This window comes from Variovorax sp. YR750, assembly GCF_900109805.1.
Classification (GTDB): Bacteria; Pseudomonadota; Gammaproteobacteria; order Burkholderiales; family Burkholderiaceae_C; genus Variovorax; species Variovorax gossypii.
This window is the reverse complement of sequence record NZ_FOBJ01000011.1, coordinates 148,713-163,289: the sequence shown is the minus strand read 5'-3', so window position 1 is coordinate 163,289 and position 14,577 is coordinate 148,713. Positions and strand designations below refer to the sequence as shown.

General features: G+C 69.0%; 16 protein-coding genes. 9 read left to right on the top strand and 7 right to left on the bottom strand.

What is annotated here, in order from left to right; all coding sequences use genetic code 11:
* Window positions 1-4 precede the first annotated feature (4 nt).
* Both BMY35_RS22590 and BMY35_RS22585 read right to left on the bottom strand, forming a co-directional pair.
* A complete protein-coding gene (locus BMY35_RS22590) occupies window positions 5-1,186 on the bottom strand; it encodes an MFS transporter (RefSeq protein ID WP_093204276.1) in 1,182 nt (393 codons plus the stop codon).
* 167 nt (window positions 1,187-1,353) lie between these two features.
* Entirely contained in the window at window positions 1,354-2,145 is a 792-nt protein-coding gene (locus BMY35_RS22585; RefSeq protein ID WP_093203986.1) for a YecA/YgfB family protein, read from the bottom strand.
* A 55-nt stretch (window positions 2,146-2,200) separates the two neighbouring features.
* On the opposite strand from BMY35_RS22585, the gene BMY35_RS22580 reads away from it, so the two are divergent.
* The gene (locus BMY35_RS22580; RefSeq protein WP_093204274.1) at window positions 2,201-3,898 is read left to right on the top strand and encodes an FMN-binding glutamate synthase family protein; all 1,698 of its coding nucleotides are present in this window, start codon (window positions 2,201-2,203) and stop codon (window positions 3,896-3,898) included.
* Complete coding sequence (locus BMY35_RS22575) at window positions 3,895-4,815, top strand: BUD32 family EKC/KEOPS complex subunit (protein WP_093203984.1); 921 nt, start codon at window positions 3,895-3,897, stop codon at window positions 4,813-4,815. Before BMY35_RS22580 ends, BMY35_RS22575 begins: the two co-directional genes overlap by 4 nt.
* 18 nt (window positions 4,816-4,833) lie before the next feature.
* Here the strand turns inward: BMY35_RS22575 and BMY35_RS22570 are convergent, their stop codons facing one another.
* From BMY35_RS22570 to BMY35_RS22560, 3 genes are read right to left on the bottom strand one after another with little or no spacing between them, the layout of a single operon-like run.
* Window positions 4,834-5,079, bottom strand: a complete 246-nt coding sequence (locus BMY35_RS22570) for a hypothetical protein (protein WP_093203981.1) — start codon at window positions 5,077-5,079, stop codon at window positions 4,834-4,836.
* Window positions 5,076-5,699, bottom strand: coding sequence for a type VI secretion system amidase effector protein Tae4 (locus tag BMY35_RS22565; protein ID WP_256229248.1), 624 nt, complete (start codon window positions 5,697-5,699; stop codon window positions 5,076-5,078). Before BMY35_RS22565 ends, BMY35_RS22570 begins: the two co-directional genes overlap by 4 nt.
* Window positions 5,700-5,708: 9 nt before the next feature.
* On the bottom strand, window positions 5,709-6,140 hold the full coding sequence (locus BMY35_RS22560; RefSeq protein ID WP_093203976.1) for a putative toxin-antitoxin system toxin component, PIN family: 432 nt from the start codon (window positions 6,138-6,140) through the stop codon (window positions 5,709-5,711).
* A gap of 115 nt (window positions 6,141-6,255) precedes the next feature.
* Between BMY35_RS22560 and BMY35_RS22555 the strand changes: the two genes are divergently transcribed.
* A complete protein-coding gene (locus BMY35_RS22555; protein ID WP_093203974.1) occupies window positions 6,256-6,753 on the top strand; it encodes a surface-adhesin E family protein in 498 nt (165 codons plus the stop codon).
* On the opposite strand, the gene BMY35_RS22550 is transcribed toward BMY35_RS22555, so the two are convergent.
* Window positions 6,739-7,971 carry a THUMP domain-containing class I SAM-dependent RNA methyltransferase gene (locus tag BMY35_RS22550; RefSeq protein WP_093203971.1) on the bottom strand — a complete coding sequence of 411 codons (1,233 nt, stop codon included), beginning with the start codon at window positions 7,969-7,971 and terminating at the stop codon, window positions 6,739-6,741. The genes BMY35_RS22555 and BMY35_RS22550 overlap by 15 nt on opposite strands.
* Window positions 7,972-8,053: 82 nt before the next feature.
* Here BMY35_RS22550 and BMY35_RS22545 point away from each other — a divergent pair, with 82 nt between their 5' ends.
* The 6 genes from BMY35_RS22545 to BMY35_RS22520 all read left to right on the top strand — a co-directional run bounded on the left by BMY35_RS22545 (window position 8,054) and on the right by BMY35_RS22520 (window position 12,949).
* Entirely contained in the window at window positions 8,054-9,859 is a 1,806-nt protein-coding gene (locus tag BMY35_RS22545; protein ID WP_093203967.1) for an ATP-binding response regulator, read from the top strand.
* 116 nt (window positions 9,860-9,975) lie between these two features.
* Entirely contained in the window at window positions 9,976-10,569 is a 594-nt protein-coding gene (locus BMY35_RS22540) for a cytochrome b (protein WP_093203965.1), read from the top strand.
* 2 nt (window positions 10,570-10,571) lie between these two features.
* Window positions 10,572-11,165 carry a YceI family protein gene (locus BMY35_RS22535; protein ID WP_371287188.1) on the top strand — a complete coding sequence of 198 codons (594 nt, stop codon included), beginning with the start codon at window positions 10,572-10,574 and terminating at the stop codon, window positions 11,163-11,165.
* A 68-nt stretch (window positions 11,166-11,233) separates the two neighbouring features.
* Entirely contained in the window at window positions 11,234-11,872 is a 639-nt protein-coding gene (locus BMY35_RS22530) for a YceI family protein (RefSeq protein ID WP_093203963.1), read from the top strand.
* Window positions 11,873-11,882: 10 nt separating this feature from the next.
* Entirely contained in the window at window positions 11,883-12,251 is a 369-nt protein-coding gene (locus BMY35_RS22525) for a hypothetical protein (RefSeq protein WP_093203961.1), read from the top strand.
* Between the two features lie 47 nt (window positions 12,252-12,298).
* Window positions 12,299-12,949, top strand: a complete 651-nt coding sequence (locus BMY35_RS22520; RefSeq protein ID WP_093203959.1) for a LysE family translocator — start codon at window positions 12,299-12,301, stop codon at window positions 12,947-12,949.
* 13 nt (window positions 12,950-12,962) lie between these two features.
* On the opposite strand, the gene BMY35_RS22515 is transcribed toward BMY35_RS22520, so the two are convergent.
* Window positions 12,963-14,564 (bottom strand): phospholipase D family protein, encoded by a 1,602-nt coding sequence (locus BMY35_RS22515; RefSeq protein ID WP_093203957.1) that lies wholly within the window; start codon window positions 14,562-14,564, stop codon window positions 12,963-12,965.
* Between the last annotated feature and the right edge of the window lie 13 nt (window positions 14,565-14,577).

Here is a 14,577-nt window from a genome sequence, read left to right as displayed (position 1 = left end):
TGCTTCACGCTGACTCGGCCTTCGGCGCAGGCAGCCAAGCGAAGGCTGCGATGCCCAAGACCAGCAGCACGGCGATCGTGCCCAACACGGCCGTCAGCGGATCGCCGCCATGCGCCGCCGCCACCGAGGCGGCCACGCCCGTGCCCCACTGCATGAACGCCACGCCGAGGAACATCGCCATGGTGAACACGGCCATCGCGCGGCCGGTGAGCGTGGCCGGGTAGGCGCCGCGCACGTCGGCGTACTGCCAGACGATGAAGCCCGAGAGCACGCCGATCAGCACCATGCCTGCGATGTCGAGCCAGGCCGAGTGCAGCACGGCGATGAGCGCGAAGAGCCCGGCGTAGCCCAGGCAGCAGATCGCGATCCAGCGGCGGCGCGAGGCACCGTCGCGGTCGAGCCGCCCGAAGAGCGGCGCGCCGAACAGCGAGATCACCGACACCGCAAGCGCCACGTTGCCGCTCTGCACCAGCGAGTAGCCGTGGCGCTCCATCATCAGCGGGCCCAGCCACAGGCCGCGCAGCGAGATGAAGGCCGCGTACGTGACCGCGCCCAGCACCATGATGCCCAGCGTGTGCGGCATGGCGAACAGCGCGCCGAACTGGCGGATCGCCTCGGGAATGGACTCCCGCTTGCCCGGCATGGCCGAGGCCGGCTCGTGCACCCAGTACCAGATCGCCAGCCACGCCAGCGCTGCGGCCAGGGCCAGCACCAGGAAGCCCGCGCGCCACGAATACGCCTGCACCAGCCAGGCCAGCGGCGTGCCGGTGGCCAGCATGCCCAGGCCGCCGACGGCCAGCACGATGCCCGACACGGTGGCGAAGCTCGCCGGCGGGAAGTGGCGAGCGATGAACACCGTGCAAACCAGGAAGGCCGGCGCGCAGCCGACGCCGATCAGCGCCTGCCCGGCCACCAGCACCAGGTAGCTGGATGACACCGCCGACAGCAGCGCCCCCGCGATGGCGACCGGAAAGGCCACCAGCACCGTGCGGCGCACCCCATGCAGGTCGATGCCGATGCCCATGAAGAGCTGCATCGCGCCGAACGCAAAGTGAAAGGCCCCCGAGAAGATCCCGAGGGCCTGTGCGGAGAGATGGAAATCGGCCTGCAGCGGGCTGGCCATGATGGCGCCCACCGTGCGGAACGCCTGGCTCAGCGCGACCCCGGCGCACAGCGCCAGGACCATCACCCATGCCGCACGGGGCGTCAGGGGTTCTGCGGCGGAGCGCTGCGCCAAGACTGAGCTCATTTCAGGAATACCGCGGAACCGGCTTTGCCGGGCCGCAGGTATTGCCCCCTGCAAGGGGGTTGGCGAAGCGACACGAAGTGCGCGAAGCCTGGGGGTGAGTCAGATCACTCACCGTGGCACTTCTTGTATTTTTTTCCGCTGCCGCAGGGGCAGGGGTCGTTGCGGCCGGGAGCCGCTTCCTTGCGGATGGTCTCGGCCTTCGGGCCCAGGCTCTTCCAGAGCTGACGCAGGTCGTACACCGCCCAGATGGCGGCGCCGAAGTCGTCCAGCCGCTGCTGGCTCACGCTGGGCGGCGCGTCGTCGCTGTACATCGACAGCGTGGGCTTGCCGGTGTCGTCCTCGGTGAGGGCGACGATGTTGTCGAGCGCGTCGTTCAGCATGCGCGCGGCGTCCTTGTCGCGCGGCTCGGCCCAGTCTTCGGGCCAGTTCTCCACGGCGTACATGAAGCCCAGCGCCCAGACCTGGGCGAACGAGGGAATGGCCTCGCCGGCGACTTCGGCGCGTTCTTCTTCCGGCAGGGAGGCGATGGCGCCGCGGGTGTCGAGCACCTCGGGCTGCCAGCTACGCTCGTCGTCGAGGGTTTCGACGGGGGCGTCGAGGCCTTCCTCGATCTCGATCCAGCGGCGCTTCCAGTTCCAGACGAACTCCATGTGCTGGGCGGAAGAGAAGCTGTCGCCCAGCAGGACGGGCCAGTATTCGGACGGCAGGATGGGCCGGCGGGTGCAGATCAGGGCGGCCATGAAGCCCTCGCAGAACTCCCACTGGGGGATTTCCTCGTCGTGCTCGCGCATGGCGTCGAGGGCCTGGTCGAGGGCGTCGAAATCGTCGGGACCGAGGGGAGTGCGGGCTGCGGGGGTGCTGTCGGGAGGCGAAATGGGGTCGGGAATGGTCGTCATGGCAAGTTCGAGGCAGCCCTCTATGATGCAGCAGGCCACGGTCGAGACTATTTCTATGCCCACGATTATTCCGTTTCCGACGCGCTACAGCGCCTTCGCCCTGTGCGTGGTCGGTCTGGTGGCATGCCTGGCGTTCGTGCTGGCTTCGCCCCATCTGTGGCTGGCCTGGATCGGCGTCGCCGTCTTTGCGGTACTTACAGGTACCGGCGTACACGACCTGCGGCAGGCCCGTCATGCCATCCTGCGCAACTACCCGGTGATCGGCCACCTGCGCTTCCTGCTGGAGTTCATCCGGCCCGAGATGCGGCAGTACTTCATCGAGAGCGACTCCGAGGCCGCGCCCTTCTCGCGCGCCCAGCGCTCGCTGGTGTACCAGCGCGCCAAGGGCGACCCCGACAACCGCCCCTTCGGCACGCAGATGAACGTGACCATCGCGGGCTACGAGTGGATCAACCACTCGATGCGGCCGACCAAGCTGGCCGACCACGATTTCCGCATCGTGATCGGCGGCACGCCCCAGCCGGCGGGCGCGAACCCCGCGCAGGTCTGCACGCAGCCCTACAGCGCCAGCGTGTTCAACATCTCGGCCATGAGCTTCGGCGCGCTGTCGGCCAACGCCATCCTCGCGCTCAACAAGGGCGCGAAGATGGGCGGCTTCGCGCACGACACCGGCGAGGGCTCGATCTCGCAGCACCACCGCGTGCACGGCGGCGACCTGATCTGGGAAATCGGCTCCGGCTACTTCGGCTGCCGCAACGACGACGGCAGCTTCAGCGAGGAGCGCTTCACCGCCAATGCGCGCGATCCGCAGGTGAAGATGATCGAGATCAAGCTGAGCCAGGGCGCCAAGCCCGGCCACGGCGGCGTGCTGCCGGCGCCCAAGGTCACGCCCGAGATCGCCGCCGCGCGCGGCGTGCCGGTGGGCGTGGACTGCATCTCGCCCGCCTCGCACAGCGCCTTCTCCACGCCGACGGAGATGATGCATTTCGTCGCCAGGCTGCGCGAGCTGTCGGGCGGCAAGCCCACCGGCTTCAAGTTCTGCCTGGGCCATCCGTGGGAGTGGTTCGGCATCGTCAAGGCGATGCAGGCCACCGGCATCACGCCCGACTTCATCGTGGTCGACGGCGCCGAGGGCGGCACCGGCGCGGCGCCGGTCGAGTTCAGCGACCACGTGGGCGCGCCGCTGCAGGAAGGCCTGCTGCTGGTGCACAACACGCTGATCGGCGTGAACCTGCGCCACCGCATCAAGATCGGCTGCGCCGCCAAGGTGATCACGGCCTTCGACGTGGCGCGCATGATGGCGCTGGGTGCCGACTGGTGCAACGCCGCGCGCGGCTTCATGATGGCGCTGGGCTGCATCCAGGCGCAGAGCTGCCACACAGGCCACTGCCCCACGGGCGTGACCACGCAGGACCCGCTGCGCCAGAAGGCGCTGGTGGTGCCGACCAAGGCCGAGCGGGTGCACAACTTCCACCGCAGCACGCTGCACGCGCTGCAGGAGCTGGTGCAGGCCGCGGGCCTCGACCATCCGCAGCAGATCACCGCGCACCACATCGTGCGCCGCATTTCCGACACCGAAGTGCGCCTGTTGAGCAACCTGGTGATGCAGGTGCAGCCGGGCGCGCTGCTCGGCCCGCTCGACGAGCAGCACAATGTCTTCCGTACCTACTGGCCGCTGGCCAGTGCAGAGAGTTTCCAGCCCGTGACGCAGGGCCCGCAAGGGCTCGTGACGGGCTTCGCATTGGCCGCATGAACCCACTGAGTAGAGGCGCCAGCCGGCGCCTGCAAACGCGCAAGGGCGCAGCTTCGGCGCCCGCGCCCCTGGACGCGCTTTCCCCGAACCCGCCGGCGCCCGGCGACTACGCGGAATTCCTGCGCACCACCCTGCCCCAGCAGCAGAAGAACGTGGCCAGCCACCGCTTCGGCAGCGAACGCGTGTGGCTCAAGAAGGCCGGCCCCCGGCACGGCAAATGGGGCTACCGCGTGATGGCGGCGGTCGCGCGCATGGCGCGGCTGGACATCATCAAGCCCGTGCCCAACCCCGGCGGCGAAGCGGCCATCGCCACCGAGGCGCGGCGCCTCAAGCAGCTCGCGGCCGCCGGCCTGCGCGTGCCGGTGGTGCTGGCGCAGCAGCCCGACGGCCTGCTGATCTCCGACCTGGGCGAGAGCGGCCGCGCGACGGTGGTGCTGCAGGAGCGCCTCGACCAGGCAGCGGCCGCCGGCCCCGCCGCTCTGCTGTCGGTATGGCGCGAGGGCCTGGCCGCCATCGCCGCCGTGCATGTGTGCGGCCAGCACCTGAGCCAGGCCTTCGACCGCAATCTCGTGCAGTGCCCCGACGGCGTGATCGGCTACATCGACTTCGAGGACGACCCGGCCGAGGTCATGACCCTGGCCGAATGCCAGGCGCGCGACTGGCTGAGCTACCTGCATTCGACCGCCATGATGCTCGAGGCCGCCGCGCCGCAGGCCGCCGGACAGCACTGGCACGCGGCGCTGGCCGGCGTGAGCGAGGAAGTGCGCGAGCGCATCACGAACGCGGCACGGCGGATGAAGTGGGCCCAGAAGCTGCCGGCGAGCCGGCGGTGGGGGCGCGATACGCAGCGGGTGCGGGCGGTGGCTCGGCTGCTGGGGCGGTGGCATCTGCAGGTTGCCAACGGGGTGCAGCACTAGCCACGCTTGTCCGCAAGACTATTGGCGGTCGAGCCGTTTCCGAAGCCATTTGCGAAGCAGCCAATCGCCAAGCCAGCCCCCAACGATGGCGGAAAGGGCTTGCATTGCAAGGGCGATCACGAAGGCTTGCGTCAGATCGCTCTCGCTTTGAGCCTTGTTCATTTCGTACCACTGGCCAATGGGGACGAGCAGTCCCTTGGTCACAACGAAGCTGAGCGCGAGTCCGCCCAGCACAATGCAGATGAGGCGAAATAGGATTTTCATTGAACCTGCCAAAACCATATGGCTTGCGCCAGACGCATGTCGGTGAAAACGCCTTCCAAGGAGAGGTGCCATTGAATGCGGAAATAGGACATGCGCTCCGTCATCCGCGAACCATTCCAGAGATCGATGTGGTCACCCTGTCGCCCTGCGCCCCAGTAGTTCTGGACGAACACGATTCCTGTGCGCTTGGCGATTTTCTCGAACCCTTCCTTGCCTGAGTATTTCTCGGTGCGAGACATGAAGCCGGACTTGCCGGAGTCCAGCCAGTTCGCCAACTCCTGAGCCCTGATCGGGTACTTCGGCCTGTCCTTCTGCCAGGAATAGACACCAGGGAAGCTCTCGAGGCTCAGGCTGGAGCGGATGAAAGTCGCTCCTACGTTGATGGCGCATTGATCCTTGTAGACATCCTTGTCCAGCAAGGCGTCGTCCCCCTTGATCGTCGGGTGGTTCGCCCAGAGGGTCGCAAAAGATGGCTGCATGATTTCCAGTCGGTCAAGGCAGGCGCAAGCCTGCGATGCCCATTCACCGCAGCCACCCTCCCCTTGCTGAAAATCTAGTGCCGCTTCAAAAAAGTTCGATGAACGAAACGTTGTCAATTGATACCCGGCACCGGGCAACATCACCGGCCACTAGGCCCCATACGCCGCCTGCACCGCCACCCCTCGCAGCGCCAGCCGCTTCTTCATCGACAGCACCGCCCGGTCCTTGCTCAGCAGCAGCGCCTTGTGCGCCACGGCCAGGTCGATGAAGACCTGGTCGTCGGGGTCGCTGCACACGCAGGGCGCGCGCGGCGGAACGGCTTCCACCACGTGCACCCGCGCGTCGAAATCGGCGAGCACGGCCGGCGCCTGCAGTTCCCGCTGCGCCATGCGCCGGGCGATCAGGGGGTAGCCCAGCACGCGTTCGAGTTCGGTGCGCATGGCGGCCGTGGCCAGCCAGCGCAGTTCGCCGGCGGCCAGGCGCGCGGTCAGCGGGCCCCAGGCCGGGTCCTCGAAGACCAGCAGGTCGAGCGCGATGTTGGTGTCGATGACGACAAGGCTGGCGGGTTCTGTCAACGTCATGGGATGTGCGGGGAATATCGCCGATGTTGCACCATCCGATGCTGCGGTCAGCCGCCCGTTAGCCGGGCCGACGACAATCGGACTTCGCCAAAACCAGCACTCCCCGCCTTCCTTCATGAAACGCCTACCGCTGCTCTGCCTCGCCCTGCTCGCGTCCGTTGGCGCCCGGGCCGAGTGGCTGACGCTGGCGGGTACGCCCGGCGACGAGACCGCCAGCTATGTGCAGGTCGACCCGACCAGCGTCGAGGCCGACGGCTCGAAGCGCCTGGTGAGCCTGCGCATGAGCCTGCCGCAGGACCGCACCGGTCGCGACGGCATCAAGTACCGCTCCTTCCAGGCCCGGGCCAAGGTCGATTGCGATGCCCGCAGCGCGCGCTACGTGAACGTCAGCTACTTCGGGCATCCGAACTTCGTGGGCGAACCGGTCGCGGTGAAACACTACGAAGAAGAGGAAGACGTGCGCCCCGTGACGCTGGCCGGCGCACGCGACCTCGTCACGCGCACGATCAACGCGGCCTGCGCGGTGCGGCCGAAGGAAGCCAGGGAGCCGCAACAACAACAGCAGCCCAGGCCCGAGGGCGAACCGCCGCTCTCGCCGCTACCTGCGCGCTGAGCCCGCGACCATGTCGAAGCGGAACAGCCGGCATTCGATCGGGCCGTTCCACATCGGCACGCGGCGCGATTCCTTCAGGCGCATCAGCTTCGGCAGCTTCAGGTCGGGCGTGAGCACCCAGGCGGTCCAGCCGGCGTAGTTCTTCTTCCAGTGGGTGGCGAGCTGCGGGAAGAAGTCGCCGCCGTCCCCGTCGGTGGATTGCGCCGTCTCCCGTGCCCCGGGGCGCCCCGCGCCGGCCACGCCGCCCACGGCGATGCGCTCGCCATACGGCGGGTTGAGCATGATCACGCCGCCTTCGGCCGGCGGCATGCGCTGCAGCGCGTCGCCGCCGCGGAACTCGACGGCCTGCGCCACGCCGGCTCGCTCGGCATTGCGCTGGGCGAAGTCGACCATGCGGTGCGACACGTCGGAGCCGAAGACCGCCGGGGCGCCATCGCCGGCCACGGCCGCCTCGGCTTCCTGCCTGATGGCCGACCACACGTGCGCCTGGAACGGCAGCAGCTTCTCGAAGCCGAAGCGCCGCAGCGATCCGGCCGCGATGCCGCGCGCGATCTGCGCCGCCTCGATGGCGATGGTGCCGCTGCCGCAGCAGGGGTCGTACAGCGGCTGGTCCGCGACCTCGCCGGTCTCGGGGTTCCACCAGCCGCTGGCGGCCAGCATGGCGGCGGCCAGGGTTTCCTTCAGCGGGGCGTCGCCCTTGTCCTGGCGCCAGCCGCGCTTGAAGAGCGGCTCGCCGCTGGTGTCGATGTAGAGCGTGCAGGTGTCGGTGGTCAGGTGGGCGAACACGCGGCAGTCGGGCCACTGGGTCTCGATGCTCGGGCGCACGCCGTTGGCCTTGGCCCGGAAGCGGTCGGCAATGGCGTCCTTGATGCGCAGGGTGGCGAAGTTCAGGCTCTGCAGCGGGCTGTGCTGGGCGGTGGTCTCGATCTTGAAGGTCTGCTTGGGCGTGAACCAGATCTCCCAGGCCACGCCGCTGGCGATGCCGTAGAGGTCGTTCTCGTTGCGGTAGGGCCCGTGGGCCAGCTCGACCAGCACCCGCTGCGCGAGGCGGCTGTGCAGGTTGAGCTTCAGGCCGTCGCGCCAGTCGGCACGCACGCGCACGCCGCCGCGCAGGGAAAGCAGGTCCTGCCCGGCGCGGCCGGTCAGGGCGTGCACCTCCTGGGCGAGGAATTCCTCGACGCCGGCGGCGCAAGGCAGGAAAAAGGAGAGATCGTTCACGGAAAGTAGGCCATCGGGAAGCCCGACTAGGGGACTCCATTGTCGCCGCGCTGCAACCCTTCTCTATATAGTCGATTCGCCGATGACTCCCACCCCCGCATCTCCGCCAGCGCCGTCCCCCGCCGGCAACGGCAGCGACAGCTTCGCGATCCAGTGCGAGGTGCTGCGGCTGTCCATCAAGCCCATCGGGCCGGTGCTGCTGGTGCAGTACCTGCTGAACTGCGGCGTGGCGGCGCTCTTCGCCTGGCAGTTCTCGCTCGTGCGCGCGCTGGCGTGGATCGCGCTGATCACCGGGGTGACGGCGATGCGGGGCTTCTTCCCGCAGCGGCTGCCCGAGCCCTTCACGCCCGCCAGCCTGCGCGAGGCGCAGCGCACCCATACGCTGCGCACCGCCGTCTGGGAGCTGGCGCACGGGCTGGCCGGCGTGCTGCTGTTCAACCCCGCGCGCGTCGACCTCCAGCTGCTGCTGGGCGTGATCATCATGGGCATGACGCTGTCGTCGGCCTTCTCGGTGTCGTTCTACACGCCGGCCACGCAGCTGGCGATCACGCTGCTGCTGGCGCCGATCATCGTCACCGGGCTCTGGCTGGGCGCCCCGGTGATGGCGGCGGTGGCCGTGATCGGCATCGGCCTGACCGCGATGATGTGGAAGCTGGTGGCCGAGCGCTCGCGCCAGCTCGAGGAAAACATCGGCCTGCGGCTCAACGAGCACAGCCTGCGCGAACAGGCCCTGGCCGGCCTGCGCGCCTCCGAGCAGGCGCAGGCCGAGCGGCTGCGCTTCTTCTCGGCCGCCAACCACGACCTGCGCCAGCCGGTGATGGCGATCGGCCTGCAGGCCGAGGTGCTGCGCCACCAGCTGGACGACGGCGCGAGCATGGAGGCGGTGCAGCACACGGTGGGTTCGCTGGCGCGGGCGCAGCAGGCGCTGGAAGGGCTGACCAACCAGCTGCTGGAAATCGGCCGCATCGAGGCCGCCGTCGACCCCCTGCGGCCCACCACCGTGGCACTCGCGCCGCTGCTGCAGGAACTCGCGCGACAGGCGGGTAACGGCCGGGTGCTGGTGCGCTGCCCGCCCGGCGCGATCGCCTGGAGCGACACGGTGTCGCTGCGCCGCGTGCTCGCCAACCTGGTCGACAACGCCGTCAAGTTCACGCCGCGCGGGCGCGTGCTGCTGGCGGTGCGCGCCCGCCGGCGCGACGGCGCCCGGGCCTGGCGCGTGGAGGTGCGCGACAGCGGCATCGGCATCCCGCCCGAGGCGCAGCAGCGCGTGTTCGACGACTTCGAGCAGATCGGCAACGTCGAGCGCAACCTGCAGCGCGGCCACGGGCTGGGCCTGGCGATCGTTCGGCGGCTGGCGACGCAGCTCGGCATCGAGGTGTCGCTGCGCTCGGCGCCGGGACGGGGCTCGGTGTTCGGCTTCGAACTGCCCGCCGCGCCCGAGGGCGCACAGGCTGCCGTGCAGCAACCCGCCGCTTCGGCCGCGAAGGACGACGGCACCGGTGCAGAGCGCACGCTGCGCCCCGGCCTCGCCGTGCTCGTGGTGGAAGACAACGCGGTGGTGGCCGACAGCCTCGCCGCGCTGCTGAGGCAGTGGGAGGTGGAGCCGCGCGTCTACGCCAGCGCCGCCGAGGCGCTGGCGCTGGCCGACCTGCACGCGCTCGACGCGGCGCTTTGCGACATCCGCCTGCCGGGCGCGCTCGACGGCATCGCGCTGGCCGCGAAGCTGCAGCAGCAGAAGCCCTCGCTGGCGATCGCGCTGATCTCCGCCGACATCACCGAAGCCACCCAGCGGCTGGCCGCCGAGCAGGGCTGGCGCGCGCTGCGCAAGCCGGTGCAGCCGGAGGAGCTGCGCCGGATGCTGCTGGGAGTGCAGCAGGCGCGCGGCTGACGCACCCGACGCACCCGACGCACCCGACGCGTGCTGGAGCTGGCACGGCCCGTGCTGTCATCGCTTCCGGGATATGCTCCGCGCACACCGCGTACAGGCCGCCGTCCCCGCCCCCGATGTCCACCGACACGCCTTCCTCCCCCCTCGCCACCGACCCGGCCGGCCTGCGCTACGACCTGTTCGCGATCGCGCTGCACTGGCTGCTCGCGGTGCTGATCGTCGGCTCCTTCGGCGTGGGGCTCTACATGACGGGCCTGCAGTTCTCCCCGCTGCGGCTGAAGATCTACAGCTGGCACAAGTGGGCGGGCATCACGATCCTCCTGCTGTCGGCACTGCGCCTGCTGTGGCGGCTGGGGCACCGCCCGCCGGCGCTGCCCGCGGGCATGTCGCGCCTGCAGCTGGCGAGCTACCGCGTCAGCCATGCGCTGATGTACCTGCTGTTCTTCGCCGTGCCGCTGTCCGGCTGGGCCTACAGCTCGGCCATGGGCATGCCCGTCGCGTGGTTCGGCGTGCTGCAGCTGCCCGACTTCGTGCCGGTCGACCACGACTTCGCCGAGGCGATGCTGCAGCCGCTGCACCGCAACTGCGCCTTCGTGCTGGCGGGCGTCACGCTGCTGCACGTGGCGGCGGTGCTCAAGCACCACTGGATCGACCGCGACGGTCTTCTGAAACGCATGTGGCCCGGGCCACGCCAGGAATCAGCTCGATGACGATGAAGATGAAGCTCCCGTTGTTCACCCCGGTGCTGGCCCTGGCCCTGACCCTGGTCATGGCGCTGCCGGCCGGCGCGGAGCCCCCGGCCGCCAGGCTCGTTGCCGACAAGAGCCAGATCGTGTTCGTCAGCAAGCAGATGGGCGTGCCGGTGGAAGGCACGTTCAAGAAGTTCGACGCGCAGGTCGCCTTCGACCCGAAGAAGCCCGAGGGCGGCAGCGTCGTGCTTCACATAGACACCGCCAGCGCGGGCTTCGGCATTCCCATGAGCGATGCCGAGCTGCCCAAGCAGCCGTGGTTCGACGCGGCGCACTTCCCGCAGGCGAGCTTCCAGTCGAGCGCCATCAAGGCACTGGGCGAAGGCAGGTTCGAGATGGCGGGCAAGCTCACCATCAAGGGCACGTCCAGGTATGTGACGGTGCCCGTCAGCATCGCGCCGGCGCCTGGCGGCAACTACGCGGTGGCCACCGGAAGCCTTACGATCCAGCGGCTCGACTACAAGGTGGGCGACGGCGAATGGACCGACACCTCGATGGTCGGCAACGAGGTGCAGGTGCGCTTCAGGTTCACGCTCGCGGGCCTCGGGCCGCTGTGATCCGCTTCGCCCACCCGCCCGCCCTCCTTCATCGGTTTTTCTCTTTCATGCCCCACACGACCACCGCCATGAAAAAGCTCCTTCTCGCCGTGGCCCTGTCGGCCACCGTGTTCACCGGCGCCACGGCCCAGCAACAATTGCCCTCGGAATTCGCGCCGGCGGCAGCCGCCAAGCCCGCGGGCGGGCCGGCGAAGAACGCCAACTACGTGATCGACCCCACGCACACCTTCGTGATGTACGAGATGGGCCACTACGGCACCACCACCAACCGGGGCCGCTTCAGCACCAAGGACGGCTCGGTGCAGATCGACGGCACCGGCACCAGCGGCAAGGTCGACATCACGATGGACATCAGCTCCATCAATACCGGCGTCGACCTGCTCAACCGTCACGTGCAGAGCAAGGACTTCTTCAACGTGGCCGAGTTTCCGACCGGCCGCTTCGTGGCCGACCGCATCGAGTTCTCCGGCGACAAGGTGGTCGACGTGCCCGGCACGCTCACGCTGATGGGCCAGACGAAGCCTGTGACGCTGAAGGCCGTGCGCTTCAACTGCTACCTGAGCCCGCTCATCAACCGCCAGGTGTGCGGCGGCGACTTCGAGACCACCGTGGAGCGCAGCGACTGGGGCATCACCTGGGGGCTGAACTTCGGCTTCGAGAACAAGGTGAGGCTGCTGGTGCAGGTCGAAGCGGTCAACGTGCAATAACAACGGGCTCATGTTCATCCGGTTCGTGGTTGGAGGCGACGAGGAAGATCACCGGCAGCTCAGCGGGCTCGTCACCGAGACCCGCATCCTGCGAGACAAGGGCGAATTCACGGCCGCGGAAGAAGAACGGCTCGAAGCGATCTATGCATGGTTCAACGCGAATCTGCCCTGCCCTCCGTTTTCGAGCGCCGGCTGGTCGAGGAACGCCGTGGCCTGGTTCAAGGACGGCGCCACCGAGTCGATCCAGCAGATGCGCAGCCTCGCAGCACTTCTGATCCAGCATGACACCGCTGTCCGGATGCTTCGCTCGCGCAATCCCGGCAAGGTGCTCTACGAGGACCCGTTCCAGATCGTCGTCGAGGAATGGAAGAACCTGTGATGCAGCGAACCGGGCGAACTGCGCCCGGCGACAACCAAGGAACCTGAATGATGGACACCACCCTCGCGCTTCTCGGCATCGCCGGCGCCATGACCGTGGGCGCGATGAGCCCCGGCCCCAGCTTCGTGATGGTGGCGCGCACCGCCATGACTTCGCGCGCCGACGGCCTCGCGGCGGCGCTGGGCATGGGCGCCGGCGGGCTGGTCTTCGCGATCGCGGCGCTGGCAGGGCTGCAGGCGGCGTTTCTCGCGGTGCCGGCGCTGTACCTGGCGATCAAGGGGCTGGGCGGCGCTTATCTCGTCTACCTCGGCTTTCGCATCTGGCGTGGCGCGCGGCAGCCGCTGGCCGTGGCGCAGGAGGCCGTCGATTCCTCGCAGCGCCCGCAGGGTCGCGGCAAGCGCACCTTCCTGCTGGGCCTGGCCACGCAGGTGAGCAACCCGAAGACGGCGGTGGTCTACGCGAGCATCTTCGCGGCCTTCCTGCCGCGCGAGGTGCCGCTGGTGCTGGCGCTGGCCGTGCCGGCAGTCATCTTCTGCATCGAGACGGGCTGGTATTCGATCGTCGCGCTGGCGCTGTCCTCTGCGGCGCCGCGCTCGGCCTACCTGCGCTACAAGGTCTGGATCGACCGCGCGGCAGGCGGCGTGATGGGCCTGCTGGGCCTTCGGCTCGTGTGGTCGGCCGTGCGCGGCGGCCACTGAGCGGCGTCGAGGCTCAGAGCAGGCTCTCCGGCGTCAGCGGCGCCAGGATCTCGAGCATGGTCCGGTCCCAGAAGCCGGAGTCGGGCTCCTCGGTCAGCACGGTGAGCTTGCCGGCGTCGTCGCTGACCCATTCGATGCGCGACTCGTTGCTGCTCTCGGCGAAGCGCAGCCTGTAGGCGCCCTGCTGCTTGAGCACGTCGATGAGCTTGAGCGCCTGCTGCGCCATCTCGGGGCTGCGGATGAAGAGGCCGATCTCGGTGTTGTGCGTTTCTGAGCGCGGGTCGAAATTCATCGAGCCGACGAAAAGAATGCGCCGGTCGATCACCGCCGACTTGGCGTGCAGCCTGCCCACCGAGGTGCCGAAGAGCCCCAGCCGCACGCTGCGCCGGGTGCGGTTGGTGCTCAGCTCGTAGAGGTCGGCGCCCAGCTTGAGCATGTCGGGGCGGTAGCGGCGGTAGGCGGTGTGCACCAGCGGCTCGTCGGTGGCGGCCAGCGAGTTGGTGACCACGCTGATCTTCACGTTGCGGCCGCGGATCTCGCGCATCACCTCCAGCCCCGAGGGGCCCGGGATCAGGTAGGGCGAGACGATGGTCACGTCCGAGCGGGCGCGGCGCATCTGCTCGACCACGTTGTAGCGCACGCTGTCCACGTCGAGCAGCGGCACGCCGCCGTAGGAAGCGGTCTTGCCGATCACGCGCTCGGGCGAATCGGCGTATGCCTCGGCGGTGGTCCAGATCAGGCCGAGCTTGCCGGCGTCCAGGTCTTCCGCCATCGGGCTGTAGCCGAGCAGGTCGTTGGGCGCGGGCCTCGGAGGCGGCGGCGTGGTGTCGGGGCCGGTGGCGAGCTCGAAGCGTTGCTGCAGCTCCTCGCGCGACAGGCCGGTGCTCGCCACCGACTGGATCGGCCGCACGTAGACGCTGTTCCAGTACTGGTCGAAGAGACTGCCCAGGCGCGGGATGAGCGCGCCTGTGACGAAGGTATCGAGGTCGATGAAGTTCTCGCCCGCGGTGCGCCTGAAGTACTGGTTGCCGATGTTGCGCCCGCCCGCCACCGCCATCGCGCCGTCGGCGATGAACAGCTTGTTGTGCATGCGCCGGTTGACGCGGCTGAAGTCGAAGAGCGAGGCGGTGAAGCGCTTCAGCAGGCTGCCGCGCCCGGCCGGGAACGGGTTGAACAGCCGCAGCTCCACATTGGGCGTGGCGGCGAGGCCCAGCAGCAGCTCGTCTTCGCCGGAGGTGTAGAGGTCGTCCATCAGCAGCCGCACGCGCACGCCGCGCAGGGCGGCGTCGCGCAGGGTGCGCAGCAGGTAGCGGCCGGTCTCGTCGTTCTCGATCTGGTAGTACTGCACGTCGAGCGTGCGCTGCGCGCGGCGGGCCAGCTGGATGCGGGTGTCGAAGGCGAAATCGCCGCCGGGCATCAGGCGGAAGCCGCTCAGGTCGGGGTCGGGCTGGGAAGCCAGCGCGATCTTGCCGAGGGCGGTGTCGGCCGAGACGGTCATGGCCCTGGTGGGCGTGCGCGGCGCCTCGTCGGGCAGCGTGGCGCAGCCTGCGAACAGCAGCACCGCCACCATGGCGAAGACCCAATGCCCACAGCGCGACATCAGGCCCCGGCTCATCGGCGGTGTCTTT